The sequence below is a fragment of the Streptomyces sp. NPDC048352 genome (assembly GCF_040651895.1).
In the GTDB taxonomy this organism is placed as follows: Bacteria; Actinomycetota; Actinomycetes; order Streptomycetales; family Streptomycetaceae; genus Streptomyces.
Window position 1 is genome coordinate 56,877 of sequence record NZ_JBEZKZ010000016.1, and the last position, 14,317, is coordinate 71,193.

The 14,317-nt window shown below is 74.0% G+C and carries 13 protein-coding genes; 5 read left to right on the plus strand and 8 right to left on the minus strand.

Annotation, left to right across the window (positions count from 1 at the left end):
• Positions 1-364 precede the first annotated feature (364 nt).
• Positions 365-622: a hypothetical protein gene (locus AB0D45_RS11605; RefSeq protein ID WP_362457333.1), complete on the minus strand. Its 258-nt coding sequence runs from the start codon at positions 620-622 to the stop codon at positions 365-367.
• Between the two features lie 251 nt (positions 623-873).
• Here AB0D45_RS11605 and AB0D45_RS11610 point away from each other — a divergent pair, with 251 nt between their 5' ends.
• Together AB0D45_RS11610 and AB0D45_RS11615 are read left to right on the plus strand one after the other, a co-directional pair.
• On the plus strand, positions 874-2,121 hold the full coding sequence (locus tag AB0D45_RS11610) for a Twin-arginine translocation pathway signal (protein ID WP_362457336.1): 1,248 nt from the start codon (positions 874-876) through the stop codon (positions 2,119-2,121).
• Between the two features lies 1 nt (position 2,122).
• Positions 2,123-2,437 carry a 4a-hydroxytetrahydrobiopterin dehydratase gene (locus AB0D45_RS11615; RefSeq protein WP_362457338.1) on the plus strand — a complete coding sequence of 105 codons (315 nt, stop codon included), beginning with the start codon at positions 2,123-2,125 and terminating at the stop codon, positions 2,435-2,437.
• Positions 2,438-3,008: 571 nt separating this feature from the next.
• Here the strand turns inward: AB0D45_RS11615 and AB0D45_RS11620 are convergent.
• Genes AB0D45_RS11620 through AB0D45_RS11630 form a run of 3 tightly spaced genes read right to left on the minus strand, consistent with a single transcriptional unit; the run spans position 3,009 to position 5,861 of the window.
• Positions 3,009-3,911 (minus strand): LysR family transcriptional regulator, encoded by a 903-nt coding sequence (locus AB0D45_RS11620; RefSeq protein ID WP_362457341.1) that lies wholly within the window; start codon positions 3,909-3,911, stop codon positions 3,009-3,011.
• A 9-nt stretch (positions 3,912-3,920) separates the two neighbouring features.
• Positions 3,921-4,856, minus strand: coding sequence for a DMT family transporter (locus AB0D45_RS11625; protein WP_362457344.1), 936 nt, complete (start codon positions 4,854-4,856; stop codon positions 3,921-3,923).
• A 45-nt stretch (positions 4,857-4,901) separates the two neighbouring features.
• Positions 4,902-5,861: an EamA family transporter gene (locus tag AB0D45_RS11630; protein WP_362457347.1), complete on the minus strand. Its 960-nt coding sequence runs from the start codon at positions 5,859-5,861 to the stop codon at positions 4,902-4,904.
• Between the two features lie 173 nt (positions 5,862-6,034).
• Between AB0D45_RS11630 and AB0D45_RS11635 the strand changes: the two genes are divergently transcribed.
• Positions 6,035-6,568, plus strand: coding sequence for a MarR family transcriptional regulator (locus tag AB0D45_RS11635; RefSeq protein ID WP_362457350.1), 534 nt, complete (start codon positions 6,035-6,037; stop codon positions 6,566-6,568).
• Between the two features lie 112 nt (positions 6,569-6,680).
• On the opposite strand, the gene AB0D45_RS11640 is transcribed toward AB0D45_RS11635, so the two are convergent.
• From AB0D45_RS11640 to AB0D45_RS11650, 3 genes are read right to left on the minus strand one after another with little or no spacing between them, the layout of a single operon-like run.
• Positions 6,681-6,914, minus strand: coding sequence for a hypothetical protein (locus AB0D45_RS11640; protein WP_361602032.1), 234 nt, complete (start codon positions 6,912-6,914; stop codon positions 6,681-6,683).
• A gap of 20 nt (positions 6,915-6,934) precedes the next feature.
• Positions 6,935-8,935 (minus strand): 4-alpha-glucanotransferase, encoded by a 2,001-nt coding sequence (locus AB0D45_RS11645; protein ID WP_362457353.1) that lies wholly within the window; start codon positions 8,933-8,935, stop codon positions 6,935-6,937.
• 32 nt (positions 8,936-8,967) lie between these two features.
• Positions 8,968-9,180, minus strand: coding sequence for a hypothetical protein (locus AB0D45_RS11650; protein ID WP_361602038.1), 213 nt, complete (start codon positions 9,178-9,180; stop codon positions 8,968-8,970).
• 198 nt (positions 9,181-9,378) lie between these two features.
• Between AB0D45_RS11650 and AB0D45_RS11655 the strand changes: the two genes are divergently transcribed.
• Positions 9,379-12,369, plus strand: coding sequence for a beta-N-acetylglucosaminidase domain-containing protein (locus tag AB0D45_RS11655; protein ID WP_362457356.1), 2,991 nt, complete (start codon positions 9,379-9,381; stop codon positions 12,367-12,369).
• A gap of 3 nt (positions 12,370-12,372) precedes the next feature.
• Here the strand turns inward: AB0D45_RS11655 and AB0D45_RS11660 are convergent, their stop codons facing one another.
• Entirely contained in the window at positions 12,373-12,906 is a 534-nt protein-coding gene (locus tag AB0D45_RS11660) for an HNH endonuclease (RefSeq protein WP_361606963.1), read from the minus strand.
• Between the two features lie 271 nt (positions 12,907-13,177).
• Here AB0D45_RS11660 and AB0D45_RS11665 point away from each other — a divergent pair, with 271 nt between their 5' ends.
• The gene (locus tag AB0D45_RS11665; RefSeq protein ID WP_361606966.1) at positions 13,178-14,254 is read left to right on the plus strand and encodes a mechanosensitive ion channel family protein; all 1,077 of its coding nucleotides are present in this window, start codon (positions 13,178-13,180) and stop codon (positions 14,252-14,254) included.
• The last annotated feature ends 63 nt before the right edge of the window (positions 14,255-14,317 follow it).

A 14,317-nucleotide genomic window follows, 5' to 3' on the forward strand; every position in this document is an offset into this window, starting at 1 on the left:
GCGTCGCTTCGCGATCGCCTTCGGCGACCCTTGACCGACCGACCCGCCCCGGAAAGCCGAAGACTGCCGGGAAGCCCCCAAAAGAACGGTCACGGGGGAGGAGAGGCAGGAGCGGGTCTCTCAGCGATGAGACGAGGGGCCAGGGCATGGCCTCGCCGGCCATCCGGGCCCCATGTCCCGCGCCCAGGGCCGGGCGCCCGGCCCAACCCGCACCAAACAGCGACCAGAGCGAGGCGAGGAGCACCCAAGCGCGACAGATCGCTACGCGCTCCTCACATCTCAGCGACTGACGGCCGCCTGGGGCCGCTCCCTGCACCAAACGTCGATCAGGACCACATCCGGCGGCAACAGGCGCCGCAGATCGCTACGCGCTCCTCAGATCTCGGCGGCCGACCGCCGCCGTCCTGGGCTGGTCATGCACGGGTTCCACGTTGCCGACGGCGGTGGTGAATTCGCGGCCGGACGCGCCCCGGATGTAGGCCAGCTCCATCCAGCGCTCGATGCCGGTGTCCGAGACGTTCTCGTTGATCACGGCCATCAGCTCCCCCTCAGTGCCGGAGGCGATGTCGCGGACACGGCGGCGGAGGAGGCGGTGCGGGACGTACTCGTACTGCTCACTCATCGGCCGGCTCCGCATGCTCAGGCGCGCTGCGCAGGAACCTGGACCACCCGGCCGCTGCACGGGCCAACAGGTCGGGGCTGGGGTGACAGCAGAATCGGCCCCCGCACTGGGCTTGTTCGTCTGCGCTGTTCGTCGTCATGTGGAGATGATGGGCTGGCACGCGGGCGGGCAGACAGGTCATTGCGTGGCCATCGGTGGCCATGCGGCGGCCATGGGCGGGAGTCGACGGGATGACACCTCAAAGTGAGTCCATGAGCCAACGCAATGACGCACTACGAGCGGCCAGACTCCGCGCTGGCTGGCGCACCGTGGATCAGGCGGCCAGAAGCCTGTCCGAGCACGGGCAGCGCCTTCTCCAGGATCGGCACTTCGAGGTGTCGCCGCGCACCTGGCGGCGCTGGGAGGGGGAACGGCCGGGCTGGCCGCCGGAGGAGACCGCGATCGTGCTGCACGACGCGCTCGGCCTGTGGCCCGAGGACCTGGGGTTCTCCGTGCCTGCGGGATGGATTCGCCCAGAGGCCCGTCAAGAGGCAGACGTGAACAGAAGACAGTTCGTCTCGGTAACCGCTGCTGCGCTCGTCCCTGGGCCGATGTCGTCCCAACACGTCGACCCGGCCCTCATCGACTACTTCGAGCAGCAGCTTGAAGGGCACTATCGAGCCGACATGTATCTCGGCCCTCACGACCTGATCGGGACCGTCAGCGCGCAGTACCAGCTGATCGACAAGCTCATCCGCTCTGCAAAGGGTGACGTCCGACGGGGCCTTCTGCGGGTCGGAGCGGCGTACGCGGCGCTCGTCGGCTGGCTGTACCAGGACGCGGGTGATCTGGGCGCCGCCGCGTTCTGGCGCGGAGTCACGCAGGAGATCGCGGTCCGGTCCCGGGACGCTCAGCTCATCGGGTACAGCCTCGTGAACCAGGCGCATGTTCGTACGGACCTGAGTGACGGGCACGGGGTCATCGACCTCTGCGAGGCCGCCCTGGACGTATCGGACAGGCTGCTGCCCAAGGTCCGCATCATGGCCATGCAGCAGCAGGCCCACGGCGCCAGTCTCGCCGGCGACCGGACCGCTGTAGACCGCCTCATCGACGCCGCCGACGGGCTGTTGGCCCGTGTCGACGACGACCTTCCCTGGGGCAACGCCTGCCGCAGGACCCCGGGCTACCTGGAGGTTCAGCGTGCCACCTGTTACGGCCGGCTCGGTCTTGGCAAGGAGGCGGACTCGCTCTGGGCACAGGTCCTTGACGTCGTTCCCCTGACCGCACGACGGGACCGGGGCGTGTATCTCGCTCGGCACGCCACATCCGCCGCTGCCGCTCGGGAGCCTGATCACGCGGTCGAGATCGCCCGGCAGGCCGTCGAGATCGCCGTCGAGACCCGCTCCGCGCGCATGCTGCGCGAACTACGCACCCTGGAGCGCGCCATGCACCCGTGGCACGATGCCCCCGTGGGCCGGAACCTCGCAGAGGTCTTGGCGCCGGTGGGCGAGGGGAGCTGACATGGGCGTACCGAGGGTGTTGTCCGACGAGGAGATCGACGGGCGGTTGGCGGAGCTGCCGGGGTGGGAGCGGGTGGGGGACGAGATCACCCGAACCTACGAGATCCGCTACCACGCCGCTGTGGCGGCGATCGTGACCATCGCCGACCGGTCCCGGCGCATCCAGCACCACGCGGATCTCGATCTGCGGATCGACCACCTGCGGGCGTCCGTCACCACCCACGACGCGGGGCACCGCCTCACCGCCGCCGACTTCGACCTCGCCCGCCGGATCGACGCGATCATCGCCGCCCACCAGTCACTGCCGCTGGACTGACTCCACCCCTCGTCCACGGAGTACACCGGGCGTGGACAGATGACCCGCCTATGACCAACCCAAGACGGCGGTCGGCCGCCGAGATCCGAGAAGCGCGTAGCGATCCGACGCGCCTGCTACTACGAAGGGGTCCTGTTCGTCTTGTGGTGCAGGTATCAGCGCCGGGCGAGCGGCAGACGCCGATACGAGAGGAGCGCGCAGCGATCTGATGCGTCTGGGCGCTGCCTGGGCTGCCCTGGTCAACGTTTGGTGCGGGTTGGCCGGGTCTCGACCCCGGGCCGGGGGTGTGGGGGGCCGGATGCCCGGCAGGGCCATGGCCGGGTCCCTCGTCTCATCCCTGAGGGAGCCGCTCCTGATCGTTGTCCCTGGTGACCGTTCTTTTGGGGGGTTCCCGGCAGTCTTTCGGCTTTCCGGGGCGGGACGGGCTGTCAAGGGTTGAGCGCAGCGAAATCGCGAAGCGACGCGACGAAGGAGCGCCCTTGACGGGCCGGCCCGACGCGGAACGACGATGGGACTGACGGGAAACCCCCGAACCAGCTCTGGGACCGCCCCGCCGCAACCCCGCTCCCCCTCACGCCAGCGCAGCCGCCGCCTCGTGGAGGGCGGTGAGGGCTCGGGCCGTTGCCGGGGCGGCTTCCGTGCCGCGGCGGAGGGCTGCGATGACGTGGCGGGTCGGGTGGTCGTGGGTGAGGACGCGGACCGCCACTCCCGAGGCGCGGGCGGAGACCATGCGGGGGACCAGGGCGACGCCCATGCCCGCCTCCACCATCGCCAGGATCGCCGTCCAGCCGGACGCCGAGTGGGCCTGCTCCGGTACGAAGCCCGCCGTTTCGCACGCGGAGCGGGTGATCTCCGACCAGGGGCCGCTCCCGCCGTAGATCCACCGCTCCGCGGAGAGGTCGGCCAGCCGGACCTCCGGCGCGCCGGCCAGCGGGTGGGCGGGGGGCAGGGCCACGTCCAGGGGGTCTTCCAGCAGGGTGACCCGGGTGAAGCGGGGGTTCTGCTTGCCCGGGGCGTGCGCGGCCAGGGAGAGGGCGAGGTCCACGGCCCCGGCGGACAGCAGCTCGTACGATTCGGCCGCCTCCGTCTCGCGGATGCGCACCTCGATGCCCGGGTGGCTGAGCCGCAGGGCGGCGACCGCCGGGACGACGAGGACCGGGACCGCCGTGGAGAAGGCGCCGATCCGGACCTCCCCCGCCTCGCCGGACAGGTACCCGGCGAGTTCGGCGTCGGCCTGCTCCAGCTGCGCGAAGACGGCCTCCGTGTGGCGCAGGACCAGGTGGGCGGCGTCGGTGAGGCGGACCCGGCGGCCCTGGGGCTCCAGGAGCGGAACCCCCAGCTGCCGGGCGAGGTTGGTCAGCTGCTGCGAAACGGCCGAGGGCGTCATGTGCAGCGCCTCGGCCGTCGCGGTCACGGTGCCCTGGTCGGCCAGGGTACGCAGGATCCGCAGCTTCTTGATGTCCCAGTCGGTCACGGGGCGAACCTACCGGCGGGCCGTGCTGCCCAGGGCGACTCCGCCCAGGATCAGGGCCATGCACAGGAGCTCCGCCGGGCCGGTGCGCTCGCCGAGCAGCAGCAGGCCGAGCCCGGCGACGCACACCGGCTGGAGGTAGTAGACCACTCCCGCGCGGGCCGCGCCGATGAGGGAGACCGCCCTGTTCCAGGCGAAGAAGGCGACGGCCGAGGAGAAGACGCCGACGTACAGCAGGGGCCCGACCGTCCCGGCGGTGGTCTCGAAGCCGCCCTGCACGGTGAGGGAGACGGCGTACGCGGGGGCCAGCATCAGGGCGCCGAGGACGAAGGTGGCCAGGAGGAAGGCCAGGCCGCCGATCTCGGCGGGCTTGCGCTTCAGGAGGGCGCTGTAGGTGGCGAAGGAGAGGGCGGCCCCGAACATCCACAGGTCGCCGGCGCCGAAGTCGAAGCCGAGCGATCCGTCGCCGACGAGCAGCAGGACCCCGAAGGCGGCGAGCAGCATCCCGAAGGACCGCCGGACGCCGAGCCGTTCGCCGCCGAGGCGGCCGTACAGGGCCATGATGACCGGTGAGGCCGCCATGACCATGCCCATGTTGGAGGCGGAGGTGGTCAGTCCGGCCTGGTGGACCAGGGTGTTGTAGAGGGTGACCCCGAAGAGGGTGGCGAGCGAGACGTAGCCGAGGTGGCGCCGCAGCAGTGCCCGCTGCTGCCAGGCCTGCCGGGCGGCGAAGGGGGCGACCGCGACGGCGGCGATGATCCAGCGCCAGAAGACCGCCTGGACGGGAGGGACCGTGTCCGCCATGCCGCGGGTGGCGACGAAGCTGCCGGACCAGACGACCGTCGCGACCAGCGCGAGGAGTACGCCGAGCCCGGCGGCTCCCTTCTTCGCCCCGCTTCCGGTGACGGAAGCGGTGGGTGCGGTGCGGACACGGTCCATGACGGTCACGGGTGGTCTCTCCCTGGAGGTGGTGAGTGGGTCGTGGACCTACTCTCACACCTTCGCTTTGCCCAGGTCCATCGAAACATTTCGATCGGTTTCTTCAGGAGAGCTGAACGGTGTCTCCTGCGCGGGCGGCACCTCGGCCTTCGCGGCGCGCGCCGGCCGTCCCGGCAGCTGCCCGAAGACCGTGGCGCCGAAGGCGAGGGCCATGCCCACCAGCTGGACGGGGGACAGCGCCTGGCCGAGCGCGGCCCAGCCGATGACGGCGGCGGTGAGCGGGGACAGCGGGCCGAGCAGGGTGACGGAGGTGGCGGTGAGCTGGCCGATGCCGCGGAACCAGAGGAAGTACGCCGCACCGGTGTTGATCAGCATCATGTAGCCGTAGCCGAGGAAGGCCTTGCCGTCGAGCGCGGGCGGTGCCCCCTCGACCAGGGCGGCGATCGGGATGATCACCAGGCCGCCCGCGGTGAGCTGCCAGCCGGTGACGGCCAGCGGGCCGACGCCCTCGGGGCGACCCCAGCGCTTGGTCATCACGGTGCCCGCGCCCATGGAGGCGGAGGAGACCACCCCGGCGATGACGCCGACGAGGTCGAGCTTCGCCTCGGCGGTCAGCACCACCATGCTCACGCCGAACGCGGCGACCACGGCCGCGAGTATGGTCCGGAGCCTGGCCCGCTCCCCCAGCAGCAGGGCGGCGAGCCCCACGACGAACAGCGGTCCGGCGGAGCCCAGCACGGCGGCGACCCCGCCGGGCAGGCGGTAGGCGGAGAGGAAGAGCAGCGGGAAGAAGGCGCCGATGTTGAGGGTGCCGAGGACCGCGGACTTCCACCACCAGGCGCCCTTGGGCAGGACGCGGGAGAGGGCGACCAGCAGCAGGCCGGCGGGCAGGGCGCGCATGGCCCCGGTGAACAGGGGCCGGTCCGGCGGGAGCAGCTCGCTGGCGACGAAGTACGTCGAGCCCCAGGAGACGGGGGCGAGCGCGGTCAGGATGGTGGTGGTGACACGGTTCACGGTCACTCCTCGGGCAGATGAGGAAGGGTCGGCAGGTGCGGGTGGGAGGCGACCCACCCGGGGGCCCGTCCCGGACCTCCCCGGGTAGGTCGCTCGTAAGTAGCTTACTACTAAGCTACTTTTAAGCAAGCTACTTTCTTGCGTACGAGTGAGCGGAACCGGATACTTCGGTCATGAACCAGGTGAAGCACAAGGTGCAGAACGAGGTGGAGAGGGAAGCCGACAAGGACGCCGTCGACGCCATCACCGCGCAGTGGGCCGCCGTCCGACCCGATCTGGACACCACCCCGATGGCCGTCTTCGGCCGGATCTACCGGATCTCCAAGGCCGTCGGCGACGCCGTGGAACGGGCGTACAACCGCCACGGGATCACGCGCGGGGAGTTCGACGTCCTCGCCACGCTCCGCCGCTCCGGGGCCCCGTACACCCTCTCGCCCCGCGAGCTGTCGGCCACGCTGATGCTCACCACGGGCGGGATGACCGGGCGCCTGGACAAGCTGGAGAAGGCCGGGCTGCTCACCCGCAGCCCCGACCCGCACGACCGGCGCGGGCTCCAGGTGACCCTCACCGACCGGGGCCTCGCCCTCGCCGACGAGGCGGTCTCCGCGGGCCTGGCCGTGCACCACGCCGCCCTGGCGCACTTCGACCCCGAGGAGGTCGAACAGCTCACCGGGCTGCTGCGCCGGCTCCTGGCGGACATGCCCTAGCGTGACCGCCGTCTGCGGGCACGACGGGGCGCCGGAGGTCGCGACGGAACCGGCTCACACCGGTTCCGCGGACCTCCGGCGCCCGGAAGTCGTCAGGGCCTGCCCGGCCGGGTCAGGCCTGGGTCTTGCGCGACTTGTCGCCGACCATCACGAGACCCGCGATGACCAGGAACAGCAGGATCGGCGCGGCCACGAACAGGCCGAGCGTCTCGCCGATGCCCAGGCCCTTGCCCGGGTCGTCGCCGTCGTCGCGGGTCGCCGCGAGGGCGGGAGACGTCATCAGCAGCATCATCAGCGTCGATCCGGCCGTGACGGCGCCGGCGCGCAGAGCGTTCTTCTTGTCCACGGTGCAAACGTAGCGAACACCTAAACGGGCCGCGCGCCCGGGGGTGCCGTACGGGTCTGCGCGCCCTCCCGCACCGCGCTCAGCAGGGCGTTCGCCCGGGGCGAGGCGGTCAGCGCCTCCAGGGTCAGCGGCCGGCCGTCGGCGTCGGCGACCGGCAGCCGCCAGTTGGGGTACTGGTCCCAGGTGCCCGGCAGGTTCTGCGGCCGCCGGTCCCCCACCGCGTCGGGCAGCCACACGCCGACCAGCCGGGCGGGCGTGCGCAGCAGGAAGGCGTACAGGGCCCGTACGGCGGCCTCCTCGCCCTTGGTCTCCAGCCCCAGGCCGTCCAGCGTCCGCAGCCACTGCGCGGTGTCGGCGGCGTCCTCGGCCCGCTCCACGTCCAGAGGGCGGGTCAGCAGGCCCAGCCGGTCGCGCAGTTCGACGTGGGAGCCGGCCAGCTTGGCGGCGGAGGGCGGCAGGTCGTGGGTGGTGGCGGTGGCCAGACACTCCGACCGCCAGGCCGCCGCGGGCAGCGGCTCGCCGTCGCCCGCCCAGTCCCGCTCGAACCACAGCACGGAGGTGCCCAGGACCCCGCGCCGGGCCAGCGCCCGGCGCACCCCCGGCTCCACCGTCCCGAGGTCCTCGCCGACCACCAGGGCCCCGGCCCGGTGGGCCTCCAGGACCAGTACGGCCAGCATCGCCTCGCCGTCGTAGGAGACGTACGTCCCCTGCGCGGGCGGGGTCCCCAGCGGGATCCACCAGAGCCGGAACAGCCCCATGACGTGGTCCACCCGCACCGCTCCCGCGTACCGGAACACCCCGCGCAGCAGGGCCCGGAAGGGCGCGTACGCGTGGGCCTCCAGGGCGTCGGGCCGCCACGGCGGCAGCCCCCAGTCCTGGCCGCGGGCGTTGAAGGCGTCCGGCGGGGCGCCGACGGACATCTCCCGGTGGTGCCAGGGGCCGAGGCGGGCGTCGGAGCCGTCCGGGTGCACGCCGACGGCCAGGTCGTGCACGATGCCCACCGTCATCCCGGCCTCCCGCGCGGCCCGCTGGGCGGCGGTGAGCTGGCTGTCCGTCAGCCAGACCAGCCAGGAGTGGAAGTCGGCGCGCTCCTGCGGGTCCTCCCCGGCGGTGGCCGCGCACCAGGCTGCGTGCGCGGCGAGCCCCTCCCCCTGGGCGGCCCGGAAGGCCCGGTAGGCGGCCTCCCGGGCGGGGGTGCGCGGGACGGCGTACAGCAGTTCCAGGGCGGCGCGCTTGAGGTCCCACACGGCGTCCCGGTCGATCAGCGCCCCCTTCTCCAGCACCTCGCGGCGCAGCTCCCCGCCCCGGTCGGCCAGTTCGGCGAGGGCGTCGCGCTCGGGGCAGGCCTCCCATTCGGGCAGGTCCTCGACGCGCAGGTACACCGGGTCGGGGAAGCGGCGCGAGGCCGGCCGGTAGGGGGACGGGTCGGTCGGGGCGCCGGGAAGGGCCGCGTGCAGCGGGTTGACCTGGACGAAGCCGGCGCCGTGGGTGCGGGCCGCCCAGCGGGCCAGCTCCGCGAGGTCGCCGAGGTCGCCCATGCCCCAGGAGCGCTCCGAGAGCAGCGAGTACAGCTGGACGAGCAGCCCGTGGGCGCGTTCGGGCGCCGCCGGGGCGCGGTCCGGGGCCACGATCAGGGTGGCGGTGGCGGTACGCCCGTCGGGTGTCCGCGCGGCCAGGCGGTGCACCCCCAGGGGCAGGCCGGGGTGCCATGCGGCCTCGCCGGCCCCGTCCTCCAGGGTGACCCGCAGCCGGGTCCCGGCCGGCAGCCCGGCCAGGGCCTGCGGAGCGGGTTCCCCCCGCCAGTGCACCAGCGTCGGCGGGAGGAGCCGCCCGGCCCGCTCCCGCTCGGCGCCGTCGGCCGTCCGCCGTACGTCCTCGGGGGTGTCGACGGGGGCCCCGAGCAGGCCCAGCACGGCCCGGACCGTGGCCCGCGGCACGGGGACGGTGACGTCCTCGGCGGGCTGGTAGGAGGTGGCGACGCCGTAGAGGGCCGCGAGCCGGGCGAGGTCGTCCATCGTCATCCTTGGCGGGAGGGACCGGTCTTGCGACCGGGCTAGGTGAGCGGCTCGCTGGTGAGGGGGGCCTCGGCCACGAGCGGGGATTCACTGGTCAGGGGCGCATACGCGGAGCCGGCCAGCGGGGGTTCGCTGGTCAGCGGCGGGTGCGCGGTGCCGGCCGGCGACGCGTCCCCGGGGCCGGACGGGACGGGCAGGTGGGCGAGCGGGGCGGGTTTCCTGCGGGTGGCGGACGCGGTGCGGGCGTTCATGGGGTCCTCCCTCGTGCGGTTCGTCGGACCGCCCATGCAACACCCGGGGCGAACACCGCAGCCATACCCAGTCAGGGGCATCGCATTCCTGGCGGATCCAGGTCAGATCACCCACCCGCATTGACACCCCCGCCGCACGGGTGGTGGGCTCTGGCTCGTTCGTACGGTCGGGGCACGACTCGGGACGGGGGAGGCTCCGTGCAGCTCAGGGGCAGGAAGCGGACCACGGCCGCGGCCGTCGCCGTCATCGGGACCCTGCTCGGCGGGGCCGTCGCGTCGGCTCCGCCGCGGATCACCGCCGCGCCCGGGACCTCCGGCTCCCCGCGCCCGGACAGCGGTTCCGCCCCCGTGTACGCGTCGGGACTCGGCCCCGTCCTCGACCCGGGCTCCGACGTTCCCCGAGCCGCTTCCGAGGGTCCGGCCGTGTGGCCGCGGCCGCAGTCGGCGACCGCCGACCCCGGGCGGGAGGTGCCGGTCGCGGCGGAGGCCGTCCTGGTGGTGCCCGTGGACGCGGACCCGTACGCCGTCGAGGTCGTGCGCACCGCCCTGCGCGCCGCCGGCGTACGGACCCTGCACGAGCGGCCCCCGGGAGCGGCCCTGCCCGAACGGGCCCTGGCCGTACGGCTCCAGGGCCCGGACGCCGAGGAGGCCCTGCGGGCGCTGGGCGCGGCCCCGGCCGGGGACCTGCCGGGCGGCGGCTACCGGCTGGCGGTGGGCCGCACCGGCGGGCGGGACACGGTCGCGCTGGCCGGCGTCGGCGAGGACGGGCTCTTCCACGCCGCGCAGACGCTGCGTCAACTGCTGGCGGCCGGGCACGGGAAGGTGCCCGGGATGCTGGTGCGGGACTGGCCCATCGCCCCCGTGCGCGGGATCACCGAAGGGTTCTACGGGCAGCCCTGGTCCCGGGAGCAGCGCCTGGCCCAGCTGGACTTCCTCGGCCGCACCAAGCAGAACCGGCTGCTGCTGGCGCCCGGTGACGACCCGTACCGCACCACGGCCTGGCGCGAGGAGTACCCGGAGGAGCGGCAGGAGGAGTTCCGGGCGCTGGCCGAGCGGGCCCGCGCCAACCGGGTGGTGCTCGGCTGGGCGGTGTCGCCGGGGCAGTCCATGTGCCTGGCCTCGGCGGAGGACCGGGCGGCGCTGCTGCGCAAGGCCGACGCCATGTGGGAGCTGGGCTTCCGGGCGTTCCAGGTGCAGTTCCAGGACGTCAGCTACACCGAGTGGGGCTGCCGGGCCGACCGGGTGCGGTACGGGACGGGCCCCGCGGCGGCCGCGAAGGCGCACGCCGAGGTCGCGGGCGAGCTGGCGGCCCACCTGGCCGCGCGGCATCCGGGGGCGGCCCCGCTGTCGCTGCTGCCGACGGAGTACTTCCAGGAGGGCGCCACCGCCTACCGCACGGCCCTGGCCGGGGCGCTGGATCCGCGCGTGGAGGTGGCCTGGACGGGCGTGGGCGTGGTGCCGCGCACCATCACCGGCAAGGAGCTGGCGGGGGCGCGGGCCGCGCTCGCGCATCCGCTGGTCACCATGGACAACTACCCGGTCAACGACTGGGACCCGGGCCGCATCTTCCTGGGCCCGTACGCGGGGCGCGAGCCGGCGGTGGCGGGCGGTTCGGCCGGGGTGCTGGCCAACGCGATGGCGCAGGGCACCCTGTCGCGGATCCCGCTGTTCACGGCCGCCGACTACGCCTGGAACCCGCGCGGCTACCGGGCCGGCGAGTCCTGGGCGGCGGCGGTCCGCGACCTGTCGGGCCCCGATCCGCGGACCCGGGCGGCGCTGGCGGCGCTGGCCGGGAACACCGCCTCCTCGGGCCTGAAGGTGGAGGAGTCGGCCTATCTGAAGCCGCTGGTGGAGGAGTTCTGGCGGGCCCGCGCCGGCGGGGACCCGAAGGCCGGTGACCGGCTGCGGGCCGCCTTCACGGTGCTGCGGGAGGCCCCGGCCCGGCTGCCGTCCCTCACCTCGGAGGCGGGGCCGTGGCTGGAGCGGCTCTCGCGGTACGGGGCCGCCGGCGAGCTGGCCGTCGACCTGCTGCGGGCCGAGGCCCGGGGTGACGGGGCGGCCGCCTGGCAGGCCTCGCGGCAGCTCGCGGCGGCGCGGCGGGCGCTGGCGGAGCCGGGCGGGGTGAAGGTGGACGCCTCCGTGCTGGACCCCTTCCTGGCGAGGGCGGCCGCGGAGTCGGACGCCTGGACGGGCGCGGCCCGCAAGGACGGGACGGTGCTGCGCGAGCCGGGCGCCCATACCGTCCGGCTGGACTCCGCGCGGCCGCTCGCCGCGGTCACGGTGATGACGGATCCGCTGGCCCCGGGCGCCCGGGGCGCGGTGGTGGAGGCGCACGTGCCGGGCGAGGGCTGGCGCCGCCTCGGCGAGGCGGCGGTGTCGGGCTGGACGCAGGCCGACGCGGCGGGCGTGCGGGCGGACGCGGTCCGGCTGTCGTGGACGGGCCCGGAGCCGGTGGTGCACCAGGTGGTCCCGTGGTTCGCGGACGGTCCGCGGGCCCGCTTCGAGCTGGCCGAGGGGGGCCGCGCCGACGCGGAGATCGGCGGCGCCCCGCGCACGGTGTCGGCCCTGCTGTCCGCGCTGCGCCCCGGAGAGGTCCGCGGCCCGCTCACGGCGACCGCGCCGGCCGGGGTGCAGGTCCGGATCCCGCAGGACGTCGCCGTCCCCCGGGGCTCGACGGTCACGGTCCCGGTGGAGGTCACCGTCGCGGCGGGCACCCCGGCCGGGGTGTACGCGGTGCCGCTGGCCTTCGACGGGGAGGTGCGCACCCTCACCGTCCGGGCGGTCCCCCGCACGGGCGGCCCGGACCTGCTGCGCACGGCCCGCGCCTCCTCCTCGGGGGACGAGGCCCCGCAGTTCCCGGCGTCGGCGGCGGTGGACGGCTCCGCCGCGACCCGGTGGTCCTCCCCGGCGGTGGACGGCGCCTGGTGGCAGGCCGAGCTGGCCTCCCCGGCCCGGGTCGGCCTGCTGACCCTGCACTGGCAGGAGGCCTACCCCTCCCGGTTCAGGGTGGAGACGTCCCGCGACGGGGCCACGTGGCGCCCGGGTGCGGTGGTGTCCTCCCGGGGCGGGGTGGACACGGTCCGGCTGGACGCGCCCGACACCCGCTTCGTCCGCGTCACGTGCGAACGCCGCGCGACGCGCTTCGGCTGCAGCCTCTGGTCCGCGACGGCCCTCGCGGTCACCCCGTGAGGGTCAGGCGGTGACTCCGATGCGGTCCAGCGCGTCGTCCGCCCCGTAGGGCTGGAGGTACGGCATCCACCGCGGGTCCCGGTGCCCCGTGCCGATGATCCGCCACGCCAGCCCCGTCGGCGGAGCCGGCTGGTGGCGCAGCCGCCAGCCCAGTTCCAGCAGGTGCCGGTCCGCCTTCACGTGGTTGCACCGCCGGCACGCGGCGACCACGTTGTCCCAGGCGTGCTGCCCGCCCCGGCTGCGCGGGATGACGTGGTCCACGCTCGTCGCGACGGCCCCGCAGTACATGCAGCGGCCGCCGTCGCGGGCGAACAGCGCGCGGCGGGTGAGAGGAACGGGCCCCCGGTAGGGGACCCGCACGAAGCGCTTGAGCCGGACCACGCTGGGCGCGGGGACGGCTCGGGTCGCGCTGTGCAGGAAGGCGCCCGATTCCTCGAGGGAGATGGCCTTGTTCTCCAGCACGAGGACGAGCGCGCGGCGGAGCGGTACGACGCCGAGGGGCTCGTACGACGCGTTGAGGACCAGGACGTGCGGCACGGACTGCCTCCTTGTACGCCGGCGGCGCGTGGCTCGCGCCGGGACGATCTGCTTTCCAGTCTCCCCTTACGGCTGGTCGAAGCGCCACCACGCGCCGGTAACGGGCCCGGGGTGTTTTCGACCACACTCCCTTTCATCCCCAGGTGAGTCGTGTCTCTCCCTCGAACATCGCAACGAGGTCGGCGCCGTGCCCCGTTAGTGTGGATGGCCTGCCCGCACACTCCGCACCACCGTTCCGCGGGCGGACCGCTATGCCCTGGAGGTTCCCGCCGTGCCCTCGCCCGCCACCCTGCTACCGCAGGCAGCGAACACCACCGACGAAGCAGCCGAGAGCGTGACGAACGCCGCGAGCTTCGTCGAGGAGAACTGGGCCACCTGGCTGAGCATCGGCCTGCGGATCCTCCTGATCATCGTGATCGCGGTCGCGCTGCGCACGGTGGTCCGCAAGGCGCTGACCAAGCTGATAAGCCGGATGAACTCCAGCGCGGAGGCCGTCGAGGGCACCGCGCTCGGCGGGCTGCTGGTCAATGCCGAGCGGCGCCGCCAGCGCTCGGAGGCGATCGGCTCGGTGCTGCGTTCCGTGTCCTCGTTCCTGATCCTCGGTACGGCCGCGCTGATGGTCCTGGCCGCCCTGAAGATCGATCTGGGGCCGCTGCTGGCGAGTGCCGGTGTGGCCGGTGTGGCGATCGGTTTCGGTGCGCGCAACCTGGTGACGGACTTCCTGTCCGGCGTGTTCATGATCATGGAGGACCAGTACGGCGTCGGCGACAAGATCGACGCGGGGGTGGCCTCCGGCGAGGTGATCGAGGTCGGCCTGCGGGTGACCAAGCTGCGCGGGGACAACGGCGAGATCTGGTACGTCCGCAACGGCGAGATCAAGCGGATCGGCAACCTCAGCCAGGGCTGGGCGACCGCCGGGGTGGCGGTGCAGGTCAAGCCGTCGGAGAACCTGGCGCACATCCGCGAGGTGGTCCAGGAGGTCGCGGACGACCTGGCCAAGGAGACCCCGTGGAACGAGCGCCTCTGGGGCCCGGTGGAGGTGCTGGGCCTGGACGAGGTGCTGCTGGCCTCCATGAGCGTGAAGGTGTCGGCGAAGACCATGCCGGGCCAGCAGCTCTCGGTGGAGCGCGAGCTGCGCTGGCGCATCAAGGAGGCCTTCGACGCGGCCGGCATCCGGATCATCGGCGGCGCTCCGGCCCCCGACGAGGAGGAGGCCGCCCCGGGCGACCCGGCGGCCGCGGTCGCCGCCCCCTCGGCGCTGGCCAACCCGGCGTCCCCGCAGTCCCTGGCCACCGCGCCGATCCCGGCGTCTCCGCCGCTGCCCGGCGGGGTCCGGCTGCCCAAGTAGCGCACCCCGCCCTCTCCCGCCACCCGCTGCCCCGCCGGTTCCGTCCGGCGGGGCAGCGGCATT

Bases quoted from the DNA above. Each gene is read 5' to 3' on its own strand.
- AB0D45_RS11635 (WP_362457350.1), top strand. From the start codon at position 6,035: ATGAACCAGGTGAAGCACAAGGTGCAGAACGAGGTGGAGAGGGAAGCC.
- AB0D45_RS11610 (WP_362457336.1), top strand. From the start codon at position 874: ATGAGCCAACGCAATGACGCACTACGAGCGGCCAGACTCCGCGCTGGC.
- AB0D45_RS11605 (WP_362457333.1), bottom strand. From the start codon at position 622: ATGAGTGAGCAGTACGAGTACGTCCCGCACCGCCTCCTCCGCCGCCGT.
- AB0D45_RS11650 (WP_361602038.1), bottom strand. From the start codon at position 9,180: ATGAACGCCCGCACCGCGTCCGCCACCCGCAGGAAACCCGCCCCGCTC.
- AB0D45_RS11615 (WP_362457338.1), top strand. From the start codon at position 2,123: ATGGGCGTACCGAGGGTGTTGTCCGACGAGGAGATCGACGGGCGGTTG.
- AB0D45_RS11645 (WP_362457353.1), bottom strand. From the start codon at position 8,935: ATGACGATGGACGACCTCGCCCGGCTCGCGGCCCTCTACGGCGTCGCC.